This is a genomic window from Micromonospora sp. WMMD975 (assembly GCF_029581215.1).
Lineage (GTDB): Bacteria > Actinomycetota > Actinomycetes > Mycobacteriales > Micromonosporaceae > Micromonospora.
Genome location: NZ_CP120739.1, coordinates 5393399 through 5412541, shown reverse-complemented (window position 1 = coordinate 5412541; position 19143 = coordinate 5393399). Strand labels below are relative to the sequence as shown.

Below are 19143 nucleotides of genomic sequence, written 5' to 3'. Positions count from 1 at the left end.
CTGTCGACCACCGGCGGCGCTGCCTAGCGTCGACTGTGTGATCGAACTACGTGAGCTGACCAAACGCTACGGGAGCCGGGTCGCCGTCGACGGGCTTAGCGTCCGGGTCCAGCCGGGCGCGGTGACCGGCTTCCTCGGCCCGAACGGATCCGGCAAGTCGACGACGATGCGCATGATCCTCGGCCTGGACGCCCCGGACCACGGCGAGGCGCTTGTCGACGGCGTCCGGTACCCGGACCTGGCCTGGCCGTTGAAGACGGTCGGCGCGCTGCTCGACACCGGGGCGTTCCACCCCGGCCGCAGCGGGCGCGCACACCTGAGCGCACTGGCCGCCAGCAACGACATCCCCGCCTCCCGGGTCGAACGGGTGCTGCGCGTCGTCGGGCTGACCGACGCGGCGAGCGGGCGCGCCGGCACCTACTCGCTCGGCATGCGCCAACGGCTCGGCGTCGCCGTGGCCCTGCTCGGCGACCCGGCCGTCGTCCTGCTCGACGAGCCGGTCAACGGGCTGGACCCGGAGGGCATCCGCTGGATCCGGGACCTGCTGCGCGGGCTCGCCGCCGAAGGCCGGACCGTGTTCGTGTCCAGCCACCTGATCGCCGAGATGGCGCTGACCGCGGACCGGCTGGTGGTGATCGGTCGGGGCCGGCTGCTGGCCGAGACGACAGTCGCCGAACTCGCCGCCGGCCACGACAACCTGGAGGACGCGTTCTTTCGGCTCACCTCGCAAACCACCGACTATCGCGGAACGGACGTGTCATGAGCGGCTACGGATTCCGGCACGCGGCCCGGATGGAACGGATCAAGCTGGGTAGCGTCCGGTCCACGTGGTGGCTGGCCGGGGCGTCGGTGGCCGCGATGGCCGCGGCCGGCGTCGGGGTGGGACTCGGCTACCGGTCGCACACACCGGTGGCCACCACCGCGCAGATCCTGAACAACAGCCTGAGCGGCGCCATCCTGGCCCAACTCCTTCTCGGCGCGCTCGGCGTCCTCCTGGTGACCGGCGAGTACGGCACCGGGATGATCCGTTCGACGCTCGCCGCCGTACCCCGGCGCAGGACCGTCCTGGCCGCGAAGGCCGTGGTGTGCGGTGGCGCGGCGCTCACCGTCGGTCTGCTCGCCAGCTTCGCCGGCTATCTCGGCGGGCAGCTCGCGATCCGCGGTACCGCCATCCCGGCCGCCTCCCTCGGCGACCCGCGGATCCTGCGCGCGGTCCTGCTCACCGGCGGATACCTGGCCGCCACCGCGCTGATCGGCGTGGGCATCGGGACTGTGGTACGGCACTCGGGCGCCGCGATCGGCACGCTGTTCGCGCTGATGTTCGTCCCGACGATCGCGGTCGGCCTGTTCGGCGAGGACGGCATCGGGGTCGGCCGCTTCGTCCCGCTGCTGATGCTGCTCAACTCGGTCGCGGTGACCGCGCCGACACCCGGGCTGTTCGCCGGCTGGGTGAGCGTGCTGCTGATGTGCGGGTACGCGGCGGTGGCGCTCCTCTGCGGCGGCGTACTGCTCCGCCGGCGCGACGCGTGAGCGGCGACAATGGGCCGATGACCGCGCTGCGCGCCCCGTTCACCGGGCCGACCCTGCGCCGGGCGGTGTTCTGCCTGGTCGGCGTGCTCAGCGCGGTCGTGATCCTGGCCGTGCCGGCGCTCGTGCCGGCCCTGGGCGCGCTCATCCTCCGGGCGACCGGCGGCATGTCCCGGCAGCCCGCGCCGGTCGTCGCGCCGATCTTCCTGGTGCTCTTCCCACTCACCGTCGCGCTCCTGGTCGTGCTGGCCGCCCCGATCGGGCGCGCGACGGGCGCGATGCACCGCCGGCTCGCGGACCGGTTGCTCGACGTGCGGGTGGACGCCCCACCACCGCGGCCCTCGAAGTGGCTCGGCGCCTTGGTCGCCGACGGGCCCGGCTGGCGCGCCGTCGGGTACGGCCTGCTCAAGGTGCCACTGGCCATCCCGCAGGGGTACGGCGTCTTCTGCTACGTGCTCGGCCCGGTCAACCTGAGCTACCCGCTGTGGTGGCCGCTGTTCCGCAACCACCCACCCGGCACCCGCCTCGGCCCGGTGTGGGCGCTGACGCCGTTCGGCGCGATCGGCACCCGGACGCTCGCCGGCACGTTCCTCATCGCCGCGGCCGGCCTCGCCATGCTGCTCGTCGCGCCGTGGCTGATGCGGGCCGGTACGTCAGCGGACGTGGCCGCGATGCGCCGGCTGCTCGGCCCGCGCCGGCTCGCCGAGCGGGTACGCGAACTCCAGGTCAGCCGCGCCCGCGCGATCGACGACGCGGCCACCATGATGCGCCGGCTGGAACGGGACCTGCACGACGGCGCGCAGATCCGGTTGGCCACGCTGGCGATGAACCTCGGCATGGCGACCGAGAAGCTCGGCGCGGACGGCCCGCCACCGGACCTTGCGCAGGCCCGGGAACTGGTCGCGCTCGCCCACCGGGGCGCGAAGGACGCCCTCGCCGACCTGCGCGACCTGGTGCGCGGCATCCATCCGCCGGTCCTCGACAACGGTCTCGGTGACGCGCTGGCGACGCTCGGCACGAGCAGCGCCGTCCCGGTCGCGGTGACCGTCGAGCTGCCCGCCCGCCCGGCGCCCGCGATCGAGACCATCGCCTACTTCTGCGCCGCCGAGCTGCTCGCGAACGCGGCCAAGCACAGCCGGGCGACCCGGGTCGGGCTCGACGTCGGCGGATCCGCCGAGCGCCTGACGCTCACCGTCACCGACGACGGCGTCGGCGGGGCGTCCCCGGACGGCCCCGGCCTGACCGGCCTGGCCCGCCGCATCGCCGTGGTGGACGGCCGGATGCGCGTGCACAGCCCGGCCGGCGGTCCGACCCGGGTCGAGATCGAACTGCCCACGCACGTGTGAACGGAGACGACATGCGGGTGGTGATCGCGGAGGATGCCGCGATGATGCGCGAAGGGCTGGTCCGGCTGCTCACCGACCGCGGTTTCGAGGTGTGCGCGGCGGTGGCCGACGCGGACGCGCTGCGGACCGCGGTCGCCGACTTCGTTCCGGACGTGGCAGTCGTCGACATCCGGATGCCACCGACGCACACCGACGAGGGGCTGCGCGCCGCCATCGACATCCGGCGCGACCAGCCCGGGGTCGGCGTGCTTGTCTTCTCCCAGTACGTGGAGACCCGCTACGCGACCCGCCTGCTCGCCGACCGGCCCACCGGCGTCGGCTACCTGCTCAAGGACCGGGTCGCCGACGTCGCCGACTTCGTGGACGCGCTGACCCGGGTGGCGTCCGGCGGCACCGCCCTGGACCCGGAGGTGGTCGGCCACCTGATGCGGGCCGGGCGGGACACCACCGGGATGGCGTCGCTGACCCCGCGGGAGCGGGAGGTGCTGTCGCTGATGGCCGAGGGACGATCCAACGCCGGGATCGCGGCGGCCCTGGTCATCACGCCCGGAGTCGTGGAGAAGCACGTGGCGAACATCTTCGCCAAACTTGGCCTGCCGGCCTCGGAGGGCGACAACCGCCGCGTACTGGCCGTCCTCCGCCATGTCAGCGGCTGACGTCAGGCGCCGGCGCCGCCGACGAGATACCTCGGGCGTCCGTCGGTGAGCGCGGCCACCGCGTGACGCAACCGCTGCCAGAGGTACGGGCGCAGCAGCGCCCGCGCGTCGTCGAGCGACACGAATCGGGCCTCGATCAGTTCGTCGTCCGCCGGGCGCGGGGGCTCCGGGCAGGGCAGTACGCCGCCGTCGAAGACGAACATGAGGCTGTCGTCCCACGGGCCGTGCGGGGCCACCCAGTCCACTACCAACATCGGACCGACGCGCAGCTCCAGCCCGAGTTCCTCGCGAAGTTCCCGGGCCGCGGTTGCGTGCGGCGGCTCGTTGGCCTCGGCCATGCCGCCGGGCAGATCCCAGTCCGGCTTGTAGCGGGGGTCGACCAGCAGGATGTCACCGTCTCCGTTGCGCAGGAGCACGTCGACGCCGACCCGTTTCCGGGGCTGGCGCGCGTTGCCCTCGGCGAGGTGCGCCTGCCAGGCTGCCGGATCTCGCTCGTACAGGGGACGCTCGTCGGCCATGACGGCCATTGTCGGCGCTCCTCACCCGGTCGGCAGCGGCAGCGTCACCCAACTCCGTTCCTGGAACGTGCCACGAAGACGCTCCAGAAGCTGCTCCACATCCGGGCAGTGGGCGGCGTGCGACCGCAGCAGTAGCGCGAGATGCCGGAGCTGGGCGAGGACGACGGCGGATCCCAGCCCATGGGTGAGATCGACGATCCGGTGGGTGAGCAGGCAGGCCTCTTCGATCCGAGCCTGCCCCACCAACGCGGTGACCAGGAGAGTGCGAGCGAGCGCCTGACTTCGTACCCGGGCGGTAGGTTCGTCGACCACGGTCCTGTCGAGGGTACGGAGGGCAGCCGTCACGTCGCCGAGGCGAAGCAGACACCGGGCCATCTCAATGTCGAGTGAGGTGCGGTCGAACGGGCTCAACCAGGCGTTGGCAGAGGCCGCCGCCTTGGCGAGAGCGCCCTCCGCGAGGCGAAGAGAAGCGTGACAGTCCACGGCGCGGCCCGACGATGCGAAGCCGCGCGCCCGGAGGGCGAACAGCCGGGCGCGGACCCGCCCAGCGGCTCCTCCTTCGCGACTGCATCGATCCCGTCCGACGCATGCGAGATCGCCGCGTCCGCATTCCCGTCGTGGCACGCGAGGTGACCGAGGCTGCCATGGACCTGACCGACAAGGAGTTGATCCCTGCTGTCGATGGCGAGCGCCAACGCGTCGCGGAAGTGTCGTCGGCTTGTGGCCGAGTCCCCGGAGTCGTGCGCCATCCAGCCGGCCATCTCGTGCAGCGAGGCCGCTGCCCTCAGCATCTGGCGGGGGATGGCTGGCGACTGCCTCGCCGAACCGGAGAAAGCGGCGATGTGTGTCAGCGCAGCGCCGTAGAGGTTCTTCCCGCCGATCTGCCGGTCCGCAGACCGGAGGGCGCGGATCAGGTGGAGACCGGCCTCTCCGTCGACGGGTGCCCGGACGTCGTCCCGCCCGGACGGGAGCTGGAACCACAGGGTGTGGGCGGGAATCCGTAACACCCGAGCCCAGTGCGCGAGCCGGTCGAGGTGCACTATCGGCGGCCCGTTCTCGACGCGGCTGAGCTGTGCCTGGGTGATCCCGAGCCAGCCTGCCACCGTGGCCTGGGGAAGTGGCTGCCGCCCGTGGTACGGATGGTGGCGGTAGGCGCGGACCGCCTGGCCGAGATGCCTTTCCGCCAATGCTCGTCGAAGCGGCTCGTGATCCCAGAAGATGGCGGGAACCCTGGGCGGGGCGGCGATCCGGTCCCGTTCGGCGCGTTGGCACGCGGCGCAGCGCCCGGATCCGTTGTCCGCAGCCAGTGTGCTTCCGCAGCGTGTGCAGCCGGCTCGCCTCGACGTCATCGGCTCATTCAAACCGCCTCGGTGACTGTCCGGTATACAGGGCGTGCATACAGCGGCGTTGCTGTGCGTACCCGAAGAAGGGGGCCGACCCCGGCGGGGCCGGCCCCCTGGCGATCAGGTCGTCACCATGCGGACATGTCGGGGAGCTGGTCGATGGAGACGGTCCTCGGGTTGGCCATCGCGGTGCGCCACAACCCGGCCACGTCCTTGCCGCTGCCGTTCCAGTCGCGCGACGCCCAGACCACGAAGTACGGCCAGGCCGGGTCGGAGTTGGGGTTGAGCGGGCTGAACGTCTCCGCCACGCCCGTGGTCTTGCCGCCGCTGACCGCCTTCGTGGTGGCGAAGTCACTGGCGCTCTGGAAGTAGTCGGAGGTGACCAGGTCGACGTAGCCGTCACCGGGGTACCAGGACGCCAGCGACGTGCCCTGGCCGCTGGCCATGCCGTTGAACACCCAGACGATGTTGTGCGCGCCGGCGAACTGGGCCCGCTGGTAGATCAGCCGCCAGAGCTGCTTGTAGGCGTCCTGGCCCTTCTTCGCCCACCACATGTAGTTGTTGTTCGCCTCGTGCAGCGGGCGGAACAGCACCGGCACGCCGGCGTCGCCCATCTTCTTCAGCTCGCGTACCACCAGGTCGATGTCCTGGTGGAGCTTGGACGACGGGTTGCTCAGGTCGGGTTGGAAGTCGCACGGCGCGGAGTAGTTGCCGCCGCGCGGGCAGTACCAGTGCCACTGGAACGCCACGATGCCCTTGCGCGCCTTCGCCCAGTCGATGACCTGCTGGGTCTGCACGCTGCCCCGGGTGTACTCCATGAAGTCGAACGCCACGATCGCCGGGTAGCGGCCGGTCAACTGCTGCACCTTGTCCGCGTCCGGCAGGTCGGTCTGGCCGCTGACGTAGGTGTGCGTGCGCAGGTAGCAGATCAGGTTGCGGGCCTTCGAGTTCGCCTGCGGGTCGGCCGGTGCCTGGCCGCAGTCCGGGCCGGGCGGGGCGGGCGGCTTCACCGCGTACACCTCCAGCTCGTAGAGCGAGTAACCCCAGGCGGTGCCGCGCGCGGTGCCGGCCATCCGCACGTACCGGCCGCTGGCCCCGGTGGGCGTGACGTCGTCGGTGCCGCCGTCGCCCGTCGTGGTGCTGAAGACCGGGGTCCAGGTGGTGCCATCGGTCGAGGTCTGGATCTGGTACGCCTTGCCGTACGCGGCCTCCCAGCGCAGGCGCACCGTGTTGATCGGGTACGTGGCGCCCAGGTCGACCTGGATCCACTGCGGGTCGGCGTAGAGGCTGGACCAGCGCGTGCCGCCGTTGCCGTCCACCGCCTGGCCGGCGGCGTTCGGGCTCTCCGTCGACGAGGCGGTGATCGGCCGGTTGAGGGCGAGGTTGCCGGTCGGGGTGGTGGTCGGGTCCGGGCTCGGGCTGTCGGTGGGGCTCGGGTTGCCGGTCGGACTCGGGCTGGTGGTGGTGGTCGGGGTCGGGCTCGGCGGGGTGGTATCACCGCAGGCCGCGCCGTTGAGCGTGAACGCGGTCGGGGCCGGGTTCGCGCCGTTGTAGGTGACGTTGAAGCCGAAGCTCACCGTGCCGCCGGCCGGAAGGCCCGCGTTGTAGCCGACGTTGGTGGCGGTGGCGTTCGCGCCGGACTGCGTCTTCGTCGCGTTCCAGATGTCGCCGATCACCTGGTTGCCGGGGAAGGCCCAGCCCAGCGTCCAGCCGTTCACGGCGGTGCCGCCGGTGTTGGTGATCGAGACGTTCGTGGTGGCGCCACCGCCCCAGTCGTTGGTGACCTGGTAGCGGACCGAGCAGGTGCCGGCGGCGGCTTGGGCGGGTGGGGTGGTGACGAGCGTGGTGGCCAGCGCGGTGACGGCTGCCGCCGCGCCGGCCAGGCACGCCCGCGTACGGGTGCGTTGATTCATGAAGTACTCCCGAACGGGTGGTGGTTGCGGGGAGCCCTCGCCGCCCGGACGGGGCGACCGCCGGTTGCCCTCCCGGCGGTCGACCCGGCGAAGATATCCACGATGTTCTACTTAACCGGTTAACCATGTCAAGACGCAGTCGAACTCTCGTCGAAAGGAGACCCTTGTTAAACGGTCAAGAGAAGCGTGGACGCCGCCGGGATGCGGTGGACCTGCTACGTGGGGCAGCGCGCGGTGACCGAGGAGATCATCGGGCCGGGACTGCTCGGCGAGTACCTGCCGAAGCCGGCCGGCGGCTGAGCGGACGGCAACGGGCCCGGTGCCACCGGGGCGCCGGCCCGGCGGGATCATCGATTTCTGGTATGGAACCGCGTATATGCTCTTTCAAGTCCCTCAAGGGTCTGGCCAGCTCTCTCGCTGAACTCGGGCAGCGCGGGCTCGGTTACGATGTGAACCATCGTGTGGGGTGCGTTCGTCGGGGCTAGGGAATTTCTCCAGATAAGAGTGCCGGAATCCACTCGCCAGAGCTTCAACTCGTCGGACGTCTCATCGAGGCTGCACTTGAAGAGAGGCGCGTCGATCACGACCACCGGGAAAGCGATGGTGGATATTTCGACGCCGTTTGGATTCTGATCCCGCCGGCTTGCCTCCCAGTGCGCTGCCTTGATGGCGGAAAGGATGGCCTTGTACGCGATGTCTTCGCGTTGATTCGGCCCGAGCGAGGCGCGGATCAGGTTGTGTCCGGCGTAAGATTCGACCGCCAGCAGGGGCAAGTCGCGTACTTCCGGCGAGCGCGCGGCTGGCCGCAACCACTTGCTGGTCGGCGCTGAAGCTATTCGTTGGACGACCGAGGCGATTGGGTGAAGAGGCGAATCTTCGCTGCCGCTGAAAAGTACCCAAGGCTTATCGGGGGCGCTTTTCACCTCAATGCACAAGAGCATGTCCAGCCAGCCGCTGAGTCGTCGGGGTTCAGCGCGCATCTGAACGAGGACGTCGATTTCTCGGTAGCAATCGGCCTCCGCGTCCCAGTAATAGTCAGACTGGCGCACTCGGCCCTTCTCGCGAAATGCTCTCGCTGTCCGGAGTTCCAGCGGATAGCCCTGATCTTTAAGCCATCTGCGCAGCCGTTCCTCCAAGGGATCGACTGAGGCGCTCCCAGGGCTCTTTTGCGGAGGTATTGCTTGCGGCTCCTGCATGCAAACATTAGATCGATCCGTCTTGTGCCGGGCAACCACAAACGACGGCGTCGAGGCGCCTGGCGTCGACTGCGCCTGCTGGGAGGCGAGAGTTTCGTCCAAGGCTGCGCCCGCCGTCGTCGGGGGCGTGGCGCGGGCGGAGCCGGCCGGGTGGGAGTGGGCATCCGAGGTACGACGAAGGGCCGGCCCTGACGGGCCAGCCCTTGCGTTGGTGCTGCTCAGGTGAGCGGAGGATACGAGATTCGAACTCGTGAGGGTGTAAACCCAACACGCTTTCCAAGCGTGCGCCCTAGGCCTCTAGGCGAATCCTCCGCGAGCCAGGATACAGGTCCCGCGACGGTGGGCCACCCCACCCTCCCGGAAGATCCACACGGCTTCGGGTAGGCTTGGCGTCACCTCCCGTGCGGCGGTATCTCGTGAACCTCCCCAGGGCCGGAAGGCAGCAAGGATAAGCGAGCTCTGCCGGGTGCACGGGAGGCCTTTTTGTCTCCCCGGCCCGCCAGCTCGGCGAGGTGGGGGTGTCCCGGCCGCTTCGATGCCGCCACTTCGGCGTGCTGAAGTGGATCAAGGCGCGCGGCCGTCGGGGCTCGGGGTGGTGGGTGGTCACCGGCGGCCGACCGGCGCAGAATGGCTCGGTCGAGAGGAGGCGGGACGGGTGGCACTGGCCCTTTACCGCAAGTACCGGCCCCGGACGTTCGCCGAGATGATCGGCCAGGAGCAGGTCACCGAGCCGCTGTCGCAGGCGCTGCGCAGCGGCCGGCTCAACCACGCGTACCTCTTCTCCGGCCCCCGCGGCTGCGGCAAGACCTCAAGCGCCCGGATCCTGGCCCGCTCCCTCAACTGCGAGCAGGGCCCCACCCCCGAGCCGTGCGGGCAGTGTGACTCGTGTCGCGGGCTGGCTCCCGACGGCGGCGGCTCGATCGACGTCATCGAAATCGACGCGGCCAGCCACGGTGGCGTCGACGACGCCCGTGAGCTGCGGGAGAAGGCGTTCTTCGCCCCGGCCCGCAGCCGCTTCAAGATCTACATCATCGACGAGGCGCACATGGTCTCGTCGGCCGGCTTCAACGCCCTGCTCAAGCTGGTCGAGGAGCCCCCGGAGTACGTCAAGTTCATCTTCGCCACCACCGAACCGGAGAAGGTCCTCGGCACGATCAAGTCGCGGACCCACCACTACCCGTTCCGGCTGTTCCCGCCGAAGGTGGTCCGCCCCTACCTCGAGCAGCTCTGCGAGGCAGAAGGCGTCAAGGTCGAGCCGGCGGTCTTCCCGCTGGTGGTGCGCGCCGGCGGGGGCAGCATGCGCGACAGCCTCTCCGTGCTCGACCAGCTCATCGCCGGCGCCGGCCCGGAGGGCGTCGACTACGTCCGGGCCGCCGCGCTGCTCGGCGTCACCGACGCCGCGCTGATCGACGAGATGTGCGACGCGCTCGCCGCCGGTGACGGCGCCGCCGCTTACGCCACCGTCGACCGGGTTGCCGAGGCCGGGCACGACTCGCGCCGCTTCGCCTCCGACCTGCTGGAACGCCTCCGCGACCTGATCGTGCTCCAGCAGGTGCCGGACGCCGCCGCCAAGGGCCTCGTCGACGGCCCGGCCGACCAGATCGAGCGGATGGCGGCCCAGGCCCAGCGGCTCGGCCCGGCCACGCTGTCGCGGTGCGCGGACATCGTGCACAACGGCCTGGTGGAGATGCGCGGCACCACCGCGCCCCGGCTGCTGCTGGAGCTGATCTGCGCCCGGATGCTCCTGCCCGGCGCGGACGACTCGTCCGGCGGCCTGCTTCAACGCCTGGAGCGGATGGAGCGCCGGCTCACCCTGGGTGGCGCCGAGCCGCCGCCGTCCGCACCGGCCACACCCACCCAGGAGGTACGCCCACCCGCTCCCGCCCCGGGCGCGGCTGCCGCCGCGGTCCACCCGTCGACCGCCGGCACGCCGGCGGCTGCCGATGCCCCGACCGGGCCCGCCGCCGCTCGTGCCGCTGCCGCGGCGGCCGGCTCCCGAGCCCCCGGCGGCCCGGTAGCAGCCAGCGGCCCCACCGGTCCGGCTGGTCCGGGCGTGGACGCCGATTCCGCCGCGTCGGTGTCTCCTTCCCCCGGGTCGGCGATTCCGGAGCCGGCCGCCGCGGCCCGCCGGCCGATGCCGCAGTCGGCGGTGATGCCCGATCCGGCCACGCCCGAGCCGCCCCGTCCGGGTGCGGCGAACCCCGGTGCGCTTGACGCCGTGGCGGTGCGCCGGGTCTGGTCGGAGGTGGTCGGCAAGGTCAACCGGAGCAACAAGCGGATCGCCGCGCTGATGCGCGATGCCGTGGTCCGTGACCTGGACGGTGACACGCTGGTGCTGACCGTGAAGTCGACGGTGCTGGCGAAGATGATGGCGGATCATGCCGCCGTGCTCACCGACGCGCTCTACGAGGAGTTGGGCGGTCGCTGGCAGATCCGCTGCGAGGTGGCCGGCGAGCGGGGTGGCGCGGCACTCGGCGGCCCGTCCCGTGTCGCCGCTCCGGCCCGTCCGGCGGCACCTCAGCCGGAGCCGCCGGCCCGCCCGGAGCAGGGCGGCGCCGGCCCGTCCCGTGGCGCCGGTGGCCCGGACGGCACGAGTCACGCCAGCGGACCGCCCGCGTCGCCCGCACGCCCCGGCCCCTCGGCCGCCGCGCCGGCTCGGCCCGCCGCCGGCGGTGCGCCCCAAGCCGGCGGTGCGTCGCAGCCCGGCGGTGCGTCGCAGGCTGGCGGTGCGTCGCAGCCCGGCGGTGCGTCGCAGGCTGGCGGTGCGTCGCAGCCCGGCGGTGCGCAGCCCGGCGGTGCGTCGCAGGCCGGCGGTGCACCCGCCGACGACGAGGCCGAGGACTGGCCCGAGCCGGCCCGGCCGGGCGGCGCGGCGGCGAGCGCGGACGACGGCGGGTGGCCGGAGCCGGCCCGGCCGGGCGGCATGCCGGCCGTCACCCCGTCGGGCGGCACCCCGTCGGGCGGCGGCACGTCGGCCGGCACCTCGTCGGGCGGCGGCACGACGCTGGGCGGCGCAACCGCGACCGCATCTGCCGCCACGCCGACGGCCCGTGCGGTCCCGGCCACCTCGAAGCCGGCCACGGCACAGTCGCAGGCCGCGCCGGCCGGTCCGCCGGTGAGCAGCGCGATCGCGGCGGCTCGTGCGGCCGCGGCGGGACGGGGTCCGCGTACCGGGCAGGCGGCCCGGAAAACGGCCGACAGCGACTGGGCCGGCGAACCGCCGTACGATCCGGACTTCGACGGCCCGGTGCGCGGCGGCGAGGGACGCCCCGGCGGCGCCGCGCCGGCGAGCTTCGAGGGGTTCGACCCGGGTGACGAGCCGCTGGACGAGGTCATCGACGAGCGGACCGCGCGTGAGTCCAGCCAGGAGCAGGCGGTACGGCTGCTCCGCGAGGCGTTCGGCGCCGAGCAGATCGACGAGGTGGACGCCCGGTAGTCCGCCGTCCTGCGGACGGGTGGGCTGCTACGCGGGGGTGTGACCGCCCAGCGGATAGGCTGAGCGGCGGCCGAGCAGACGAGTGCGAGAAGGAGCGGTCCGTGCGCCCAGGTGGACAGCCGAACATGCAGCAGATGCTGAAGCAGGCGCAGAAGATGCAGCAGCAGATCGCCGCCGCCCAGGCCGAGCTGGCCGAGGCGGAGCTGACCGGCACCGCGGGCGGTGGCCTGGTCACCGCCACCGTCGCCGGCACCGGTGAGCTGAAGGCGATCAAGATCGACCCGAAGGCGGTCGACCCGGAGGACGTGGAGACCCTGGAGGACCTGGTCGTCGCGGCCGTGCACAACGCCGCCGAGGCGGCCCGGGAGCTGACCGAGAAGAAGATGGGCCCGGTCGCGGGCGGGATGGGCGGCCTCGGCCTGCCCGGTTTCTGAGCCGGCAGATGTACGAAGGTGCCATCCAGGATCTGATCGACGAGCTGGGCCGGCTGCCGGGCGTCGGCCCGAAGAGCGCCCAGCGGATCGCGTTCCACGTCCTGTCGGCCGATCCGGCCGACGTCAACCGGCTGGCCGGCGCGCTGCGCAAGGTCAAGGATCTGGTGCGGTTCTGCACGACCTGTTACAACGTGGCCGAGTCCGAGCAGTGCCGGATCTGCCGCGACCCACGGCGTACCGATGAGGTGCTCTGTGTGGTCGAGGAGCCCAAGGACGTGGTGGCGATCGAGCGGACCGGCGAGTTCCGCGGGCGTTACCACGTGCTCGGCGGCGCGATCAATCCGCTGGAGGGCATCGGCCCGGACAACCTGCGGATCCGGGAGCTGATGACCCGGCTGGGCGGTGGTGAGGTCCGCGAGCTGATCCTCGCCACCGACCCGAACACCGAGGGCGAGGCGACCGCCACCTACCTGGCGCTGATGGTCAAGCCGATGGGGATCGCGGTGACCCGGCTGGCCAGCGGCCTGCCGGTCGGCGGCGACCTGGAGTACGCCGACGAGATCACGCTCGGCCGCGCCTTCGAAGGGCGTCGGGCGGTCTGAGTTCATGGCCTGGTGGTGGGGGGTGTACCCGCCACCAGGCCATGATGTGAGGCGGCCTCGGAAGGTGTCGGCTTGATAGCGATTGCCCGCCGCTCTTTCCACTCCTATGTGACATGCCATACCCTCCCGCTCACGGACTGAGTCACAGCTCGGCGTGGACACATGTGCATGACAGAGGTGAGAGATGCAGGCGAGCAGGCTGAAAACGGCCGTGGCCCTCGCGGCCGTGGCCGCCCTGGCGGTCGGTGCGTCCGGCTGCGCCAAGAGCGATCGCGAAGACGACGGTGGGGACGCCAAGACCGGCGGCACCTTCGTCTTCGCCGGCGCCGGGGACCCGAAGAACTTCGACCCGATCTTCAACGACGACGGTGAGTCGTTCCGGCCGATCCGCCAGATGTACGACACCCTCGTGCAGAACAAGCCCGGCACCGCCGAGCTGCAGGGTGCCCTGGCGGAGAGTTGGGAGCACGACCCGGACGGCAAGGTCTGGACCTTCAAGCTCCGCAAGGGCGTGAAGTTCCACGACGGCACCGACTTCAACGCGGCTGCGGTCTGCTTCAACTTCGACCGCTGGTTCAACATGAAGGGCGCCGCCGCCCAATCGCAGATGATCTACTACTCGGACGTCTTCGAGGGCTACGCCAAGAACGAGGCCGAGGGCGTCGGTGACCCGGTCTACAACAAGTGCGAGGCGAAGGACGACGGCACCGCCGTCGTCACCATGAACAAGTACAAGGGCGCCTTCCCGGGTGCCTTCGCGCTGACCGCCCTGTCGATCGCCAGCCCGGACGCGCTGAAGAAGTACGACGCCGACGCGGTCAAGCAGAACGGCGACTCGTTCGAGTACAGCGCGTTCGCCAACGAGCACCCGGTCGGCACCGGCCCGTTCAAGTACGTGGGCTGGGACAAGGCCAAGGGTGAGATCACCCTGGAGCGTAACGCCGACTACTGGGGCGAGAAGGCCAAGGTCGACAAGCTCGTCATCAAGGTCATCAAGGACGAGAACACCCGCAAGCAGGAGCTGCGGGCGGGCACCGTCCAGGGCATCGACTTCCCGGCCCCGGCCGACCGGAAGGCACTGTCGGGTGAGGGGTTCCAGGTCCTCGACCGCCCGGCGTTCAACATCCTCTACCTCGGCTTCAACCAGAAGAACCCGAAGCTGAAGGACCTCAAGGTCCGGCAGGCCATCGCCTACGCCCTCAACCGTGAGCAGCTGGTCCAGACCAAGGGCCCGGGTGGCACCAAGGTCGCCGACGAGTTCATGCCGGACACGGTGCTCGGTTACGCGCAGGACGTGCAGAAGTACGAGTACAACCCGGACAAGGCCAAGCAGTTGCTGAAGGAGGCGGGCGCGGAGAACCTGTCGCTCAACTTCTACTACCCGACCGACGTCTCCCGGCCGTACATGCCGAACCCGCAGGAGATCTTCACCGTGCTCGCCAACGACCTGCAGGCCGTCGGCATCAAGGTCAACGGTGTGGCCCGCCCGTGGAACGGTGGCTACAAGGACGACGTGCAGCAGTTCGGCAAGCACGACCTGCACCTGCTCGGCTGGACCGGTGACTACAACGACCCGGGCAACTTCGTCGGCACGTTCTTCGGCCGGGAGAAGGTCGAGTTCGGCGACCAGGGGATGACCGAGATGTTCGACGCCATCGGCAAGGCCGACGGCACGGTCGACGAGGCCGGCAAGAAGACGGCCTGGGAGCAGGTCAACCGCGACATCGCCGGCAAGTGGCTGCCGGCCGTGCCGGTCTGGCACGCTCCGCCCGCCATCGTGGTCACCAAGGACGTCAAGGGTCTCGTCGCCAGCCCGCTGACCGACGAGCGCTTCAACACCGTCAGCGTCGGCTGAGGCGTTACCCACCGCTGACGCGACACGCGGAATCGGCCCGGGCCGGGCTCTCTCTCCCGGCCCGGGCCGACCCGCTGTTCAACGAGAATCTGGTGTGTGAGAGATGTTGCGAGTCATAGTTCGCCGCCTGCTGCAGCTGGTGGTGACCCTGATAGGGCTGTCCGCGCTGGTCTTCATCTGGCTGCGGAACCTTCCCGGCGGCCCGGTCGAGGCGCTGCTCGGTGAGCGGGCCACCCCGGAGCGGCGGGCCCTGCTGATCAAGGCCCTCGGCTACGACCAGCCCGTCCTGGTGCAGTACGCGAAATTCATGCAGCGGCTGCTGACCGGCGACTTCGGCAACTCGATCCGGAGCGGTGACCCGGTCACCGAGGTGATCGGCCGTGCCTTCCCGGCCACCGTCGAGCTGGCCGCCGCCGCCATGATCATCGCGATCGGGCTCGGTGTGCCGCTCGGCTACCTCGCCGCGCGGCACCGCGGCCGGCTGCTCGACAACCTGAGCATCGGCGGCACCCTGCTCGGCATCTCCATCCCGATCTTCTTCCTGGGCTATCTGCTCAAGGACGTCTTCACCCAGAACATGCACCTGTTCCCGCCGTCCGGCCGGATCAGCACCGGGGTGGACAACACCGACGTCACCGGCTTCTTCGTGCTGGACGGGCTGCTCACCCGGGAGTTCGACGCCACCGGCGACGCGCTGTGGCACCTGATCCTGCCGGCGCTCACGCTTGCCACCATCCCGCTCGCGGTCATCGTCCGGATCACCCGGGCCAGCGTGCTCGACGTGCTCAACGAGGACTACGTCCGCACCGCCGAGGCGAAGGGCCTGCGACACAAGACCATCCGGGGCCGGCACATCCTGCGCAACGGCCTGCTGCCGGTGGTCACCACCATCGGCCTGCAGACCGGCGCGCTGCTCTCCGGCGCCGTGCTCACCGAGCGGGTCTACAACTGGGGTGGCCTCGGCACGCTGATCTACGACTCGATCAGCGGCGGCCGGGACTACCCGGTGCTCCAGGCGCTGATCCTGCTGGCCGCGCTGGTCTTCGTGTTGGTCAACCTCCTGGTCGACCTCTCCTACGCCTTCATCGACCCGAGGGTGCGTGTGCGATGAGCGACCCGATCATCCAGCCCACCGTCGGCGCCCAGCGCGAAAGCGTGGACCCGTCGGCCGTCACGGAGAAGCCCGAGGGCACCCGGCCCCGCGGCCTGGACCGGCTCGGCGAGCGTAAACGCGCCCGGCTGGAGCAGTTGGCCCAGGCCACCGCCGACAAGGGCGGCGTCAGCCTGGTCCGGGACGCGTTCCGCCGGCTGCGCCGCAACCCGACCGCGATGGTCGGCGCGTCCATCGTGGCGCTCTTCGTCCTGGTCGCGATCTTCGCGCCGCTGCTCGCCCCGCACGACCCCGCGCAGCGGTTCGACGAGCTGACGAAGAACCTGACCGTCGACAACATCCCCGGCGCCAGCAGCGAGTTCCCGCTCGGCTCCGACCCGCTCGGCCGGGACTTCCTGTCCCGGATGATCCACGGCAGCCGGCAGACCCTGTTCGTCGGCGTGCTCGCCACGCTGATCGGGCTGGCCCTGGGCGTGCTGGTGGGCGCGCTCGCCGGCGCGTTCGGCGGGTGGGTCGACAACATCCTGATGCGCTTCACCGACGTGATGCTGGCCCTGCCGGCGCTGCTGCTGGCGATCAGCCTGGTGGCCATGGCCAGCCGGTCCAGCCAGTGGACGGTCATCCTCGCGGTCGCCATCGTCAACGTGCCGATCTTCGCCCGGCTGCTACGCGGTTCGATGCTCGCCCAACGGGAGAGCGACCACGTGCTCGCGGCCCGCGCGCTCGGCGTCAAGCGCGGGGCGATCGTGCTGCGGCACATGCTCCCCAACGCGATGACCGCGGTGATCGTGCAGGCGACGCTGACGCTCTCCACCGCGATCCTGGAAGCCGCGTCGCTCTCCTTCCTCGGCCTCGGCGACCCGAACATCAACCGCGCGGAGTGGGGCCTGATGCTCGGTGTGGACGGTCAGCGCTACTTCGAGGTCCGGCCGGAGCTGGCCTACTTCCCGGCCGTCGCGATCATCGTGGTCGCGCTCGGCTTCACCCTGCTGGGCGAGGGCATGCGCGAGGCCATCGACCCGAAGAGCCGGCGGTGACGGCGGTGTGGACCAATGACCAGCACGGTGAGGAAGTGACCCGATGAGCCTGCTCGACGTACGCGACCTGAGCGTCGTGTTCCAGCGTCGCGGTGAGCGACCGTTCACCGCCGTCGACGAGGTCAGCTTCAGCGTGGAGCCCGGGCAGACGGTCGGCCTGGTCGGCGAGTCCGGCTGCGGCAAGAGCGTCACCAGCCTGGCGATCATGGGCCTGCTGCCCAAGCGCGGCAACAAGGTCACCGGCGAGGTGAACTTCGACGGGGCCGACCTGCTGACGCTCCGTCCGGAGGACCTGCGGGACCGGCGCGGCCGGGACATCGGCATGATCTTCCAGGATCCGCTCTCCTCGCTGAACCCGGTCATCCCGATCGGCACCCAGGTGGCCGAGGTGCTCGAACGGCACCGCGGCATGGACCGCAAGGTGGCGCTGAAGGAGGCCCGGGAGCTGCTCGACGCGGTCGGCATCCCGGACCCGACGCGGCGGCTCAAGGAATACCCGCACCAGATCTCCGGCGGCATGCGCCAGCGCGCCCTGATCGCCATCGCGCTCGCCTGCAAGCCGCGGCTGCTGATCGCCGACGAGCCGACCACCGCGCTGGACGTGACCATCCAGGCGCAGATCCTCACGTTGCTCAAGCAACTCGTGGACGAGACCGGCACCGCGCTGATCATGATCACGCACGACCTGGGCGTGGTGGCCGGCCTCTGCGACACGGTGAACGTGCTCTACGGCGGCAAGATCGTGGAGCGGGCCGCCCGGCACGAGCTGTTCGCCCGGCCGCGGCACCCGTACACGCACGGGCTGCTCAGCTCCGTGCCGAGGCTCGACTCGCCCCGGGGCGAGAAGTTGCACGCCATCCGTGGCTCGGTGGCCGACAACATCCCGTGGGCGGAGGGCTGCGCGTTCGCGCCCCGGTGCGACAACGTGGTGGACGCCTGCCTCGACGGGACGCCCCCGCTGGAGCCCACCGCGAACGGCGGCGACCTGCGCTGCAACAATCCCGTATCCGAGGAGGTGGCGGTCCCGTGACCGAGTCGACCGGACCACTCGTCGAACTGCGCGACGTCAAGGTCCACTTCCCGATCAAGAGCGGCGTGCTCTTCGACCGGACCATCGGGCACGTCTACGCCGTCGACGGCGTCTCGCTCACCATCAACAAGGGCGAGACGTACGGGCTGGTGGGCGAGTCGGGCTGCGGCAAGTCCACCCTGGGCCGGGGCCTGCTGCGGCTGGTCGAGCCGACCGACGGCGAGATCGTCTTCGACGGCACCGACCTCCGTGCGCTCAAGGACGAGCCGATGCGCCGGATCCGCCGCCGCATCCAGATGATCTTCCAGGACCCGCTGTCCAGCCTCGACCCCCGGCAGTCGGTGGAGTCGCTGCTGGTCGAGGGCCTCAAGGCGCACGACCTGGCGAAGGACAAGGCGGCCGTCGGCAAGCGGCTACGGGAGGCGCTCGCCGCGGTCGGCCTGCCCGCCTCGGCGCTCAGCAAATATCCGCACGAGTTCTCCGGCGGCCAGCGCCAACGCATCGGCATCGCCCGGGCGCTGGTGCTGGAGCCGGACCTGATCGTCGCCGACGAACCGGTGTCCGCGCTCGACGTGTCCATCCAGGCCCAGGTGCTCAACCTGCTCGACGAGTTGCAGGAGGAGCGAGGCCTCACGTACCTGATCATCGCGCACGACCTGGCGGTGGTCCGGCACATCGCCGACACGGTCGGGGTGATGTACCTCGGCGGTCTGGTGGAGGAAGCGTCGAGCGACGACCTCTACCGGGAGCCGATGCACCCGTACACCAGGGCGCTCATGTCGGCGGTGCCGGTGCCCGACCCGCAGGTCGAGGACCGTCGGGAGCGGATCCTGCTCGCCGGCGACCTGCCGTCACCGGCGAACCCGCCGGCCGGCTGCCGGTTCCACACCCGCTGCCCGTGGGCCCAGCCCACCCGCTGCGCCGACGAACGGCCCGCGCTGCGCGAGGTGCTCGACGGACACCGGGTCGCCTGCCACTACGCCGAGGACATCGCGGCCGGCCGGATCCGGCCGCACGAGGTGAAGCCGGAGCTGGTCCGGCCGGACGACGGCGCGGCACCGGGCGACCCGGGGGAACTCATCCCGAACACGTGACACGAGGACGCGCGTCGGCCCCGCACCGGGGCCGACGCGGCGCCT

At 71.0% G+C, this 19143-nt stretch carries 17 protein-coding genes, 1 tRNA gene and 1 other RNA gene; 13 read left to right on the top strand and 6 right to left on the bottom strand.

The genetic code is table 11. The features are described from left to right. Positions 1-37: 37 nt before the first annotated feature. The 4 genes from O7613_RS24055 to O7613_RS24040 are packed head-to-tail and all read left to right on the top strand — an operon-like array spanning position 38 to position 3529. Positions 38-763, top strand: a complete 726-nt coding sequence (locus tag O7613_RS24055) for an ATP-binding cassette domain-containing protein (protein ID WP_282290126.1) — start codon at positions 38-40, stop codon at positions 761-763. Then, positions 760-1530 carry an ABC transporter permease subunit gene (locus tag O7613_RS24050; protein WP_282290125.1) on the top strand — a complete coding sequence of 257 codons (771 nt, stop codon included), beginning with the start codon at positions 760-762 and terminating at the stop codon, positions 1528-1530. The genes O7613_RS24055 and O7613_RS24050 overlap by 4 nt, the downstream gene beginning before the upstream one ends. A gap of 17 nt (positions 1531-1547) precedes the next feature. Further along, positions 1548-2873, top strand: a complete 1326-nt coding sequence (locus O7613_RS24045; protein WP_282290124.1) for a sensor histidine kinase — start codon at positions 1548-1550, stop codon at positions 2871-2873. Positions 2874-2884: 11 nt separating this feature from the next. Next, positions 2885-3529: a response regulator transcription factor gene (locus O7613_RS24040; protein WP_282290122.1), complete on the top strand. Its 645-nt coding sequence runs from the start codon at positions 2885-2887 to the stop codon at positions 3527-3529. A gap of 2 nt (positions 3530-3531) precedes the next feature. Here the strand turns inward: O7613_RS24040 and O7613_RS24035 are convergent, their stop codons facing one another. The 6 genes from O7613_RS24035 to O7613_RS24010 all read right to left on the bottom strand — a co-directional run bounded on the left by O7613_RS24035 (position 3532) and on the right by O7613_RS24010 (position 8811). After that, positions 3532-4047, bottom strand: a complete 516-nt coding sequence (locus O7613_RS24035) for an NUDIX hydrolase (RefSeq protein ID WP_282290120.1) — start codon at positions 4045-4047, stop codon at positions 3532-3534. Between the two features lie 21 nt (positions 4048-4068). Further along, on the bottom strand, positions 4069-4392 hold the full coding sequence (locus O7613_RS24030) for a hypothetical protein (RefSeq protein ID WP_282290119.1): 324 nt from the start codon (positions 4390-4392) through the stop codon (positions 4069-4071). A gap of 62 nt (positions 4393-4454) precedes the next feature. Next, positions 4455-5150, bottom strand: coding sequence for a hypothetical protein (locus tag O7613_RS24025; RefSeq protein WP_282290118.1), 696 nt, complete (start codon positions 5148-5150; stop codon positions 4455-4457). 368 nt (positions 5151-5518) lie between these two features. Further along, entirely contained in the window at positions 5519-7303 is a 1785-nt protein-coding gene (locus O7613_RS24020; RefSeq protein WP_282290117.1) for a glycosyl hydrolase, read from the bottom strand. A 347-nt stretch (positions 7304-7650) separates the two neighbouring features. Then, on the bottom strand, positions 7651-8499 hold the full coding sequence (locus tag O7613_RS24015) for a hypothetical protein (RefSeq protein ID WP_282290116.1): 849 nt from the start codon (positions 8497-8499) through the stop codon (positions 7651-7653). 227 nt (positions 8500-8726) lie between these two features. Continuing rightward, positions 8727-8811, bottom strand: a tRNA-Ser gene (locus O7613_RS24010). Positions 8812-8892: 81 nt separating this feature from the next. Between O7613_RS24010 and ffs the strand changes: the two genes are divergently transcribed. The 9 genes from ffs to O7613_RS23965 all read left to right on the top strand — a co-directional run bounded on the left by ffs (position 8893) and on the right by O7613_RS23965 (position 19098). Next, positions 8893-8982, top strand: an RNA gene (ffs, locus tag O7613_RS24005) — signal recognition particle sRNA small type. A gap of 172 nt (positions 8983-9154) precedes the next feature. Continuing rightward, positions 9155-11935 carry a DNA polymerase III subunit gamma and tau gene (locus tag O7613_RS24000; protein WP_282290115.1) on the top strand — a complete coding sequence of 927 codons (2781 nt, stop codon included), beginning with the start codon at positions 9155-9157 and terminating at the stop codon, positions 11933-11935. A gap of 125 nt (positions 11936-12060) precedes the next feature. Beyond that, complete coding sequence (locus tag O7613_RS23995; RefSeq protein WP_281590015.1) at positions 12061-12369, top strand: YbaB/EbfC family nucleoid-associated protein; 309 nt, start codon at positions 12061-12063, stop codon at positions 12367-12369. Positions 12370-12377: 8 nt separating this feature from the next. Next, positions 12378-12971, top strand: coding sequence for a recombination mediator RecR (gene recR, locus O7613_RS23990; protein WP_013289050.1), 594 nt, complete (start codon positions 12378-12380; stop codon positions 12969-12971). A gap of 184 nt (positions 12972-13155) precedes the next feature. Further along, on the top strand, positions 13156-14826 hold the full coding sequence (locus O7613_RS23985; protein ID WP_281586167.1) for an ABC transporter substrate-binding protein: 1671 nt from the start codon (positions 13156-13158) through the stop codon (positions 14824-14826). A gap of 103 nt (positions 14827-14929) precedes the next feature. Then, positions 14930-15937, top strand: coding sequence for an ABC transporter permease (locus O7613_RS23980; RefSeq protein WP_282290114.1), 1008 nt, complete (start codon positions 14930-14932; stop codon positions 15935-15937). Between the two features lie 95 nt (positions 15938-16032). Further along, on the top strand, positions 16033-16974 hold the full coding sequence (locus O7613_RS23975; protein WP_348775422.1) for an ABC transporter permease: 942 nt from the start codon (positions 16033-16035) through the stop codon (positions 16972-16974). Positions 16975-17017: 43 nt separating this feature from the next. Continuing rightward, on the top strand, positions 17018-18004 hold the full coding sequence (locus O7613_RS23970; protein WP_282290112.1) for an ABC transporter ATP-binding protein: 987 nt from the start codon (positions 17018-17020) through the stop codon (positions 18002-18004). After that, positions 18001-19098, top strand: coding sequence for an oligopeptide/dipeptide ABC transporter ATP-binding protein (locus O7613_RS23965; RefSeq protein WP_282290111.1), 1098 nt, complete (start codon positions 18001-18003; stop codon positions 19096-19098). Before O7613_RS23970 ends, O7613_RS23965 begins: the two co-directional genes overlap by 4 nt. Positions 19099-19143: the final 45 nt, after the last annotated feature.

Excerpts from the sequence above, each read along its gene's own strand:
- O7613_RS23970 (WP_282290112.1), top strand. The coding sequence starts at position 17,018 with ATGAGCCTGCTCGACGTACGCGACCTGAGCGTCGTGTTCCAGCGTCGC.
- O7613_RS23985 (WP_281586167.1), top strand. The coding sequence starts at position 13,156 with ATGCAGGCGAGCAGGCTGAAAACGGCCGTGGCCCTCGCGGCCGTGGCC.
- O7613_RS23980 (WP_282290114.1), top strand. The coding sequence starts at position 14,930 with ATGTTGCGAGTCATAGTTCGCCGCCTGCTGCAGCTGGTGGTGACCCTG.
- O7613_RS24045 (WP_282290124.1), top strand. The coding sequence starts at position 1,548 with ATGACCGCGCTGCGCGCCCCGTTCACCGGGCCGACCCTGCGCCGGGCG.
- O7613_RS24015 (WP_282290116.1), bottom strand. The coding sequence starts at position 8,499 with ATGCAGGAGCCGCAAGCAATACCTCCGCAAAAGAGCCCTGGGAGCGCC.
- O7613_RS23995 (WP_281590015.1), top strand. The coding sequence starts at position 12,061 with ATGCAGCAGATGCTGAAGCAGGCGCAGAAGATGCAGCAGCAGATCGCC.
- O7613_RS24035 (WP_282290120.1), bottom strand. The coding sequence starts at position 4,047 with ATGGCCGACGAGCGTCCCCTGTACGAGCGAGATCCGGCAGCCTGGCAG.
- O7613_RS24050 (WP_282290125.1), top strand. The coding sequence starts at position 760 with ATGAGCGGCTACGGATTCCGGCACGCGGCCCGGATGGAACGGATCAAG.
- O7613_RS24040 (WP_282290122.1), top strand. The coding sequence starts at position 2,885 with ATGCGGGTGGTGATCGCGGAGGATGCCGCGATGATGCGCGAAGGGCTG.
- O7613_RS24020 (WP_282290117.1), bottom strand. The coding sequence starts at position 7,303 with ATGAATCAACGCACCCGTACGCGGGCGTGCCTGGCCGGCGCGGCGGCA.
- recR (WP_013289050.1), top strand. The coding sequence starts at position 12,378 with ATGTACGAAGGTGCCATCCAGGATCTGATCGACGAGCTGGGCCGGCTG.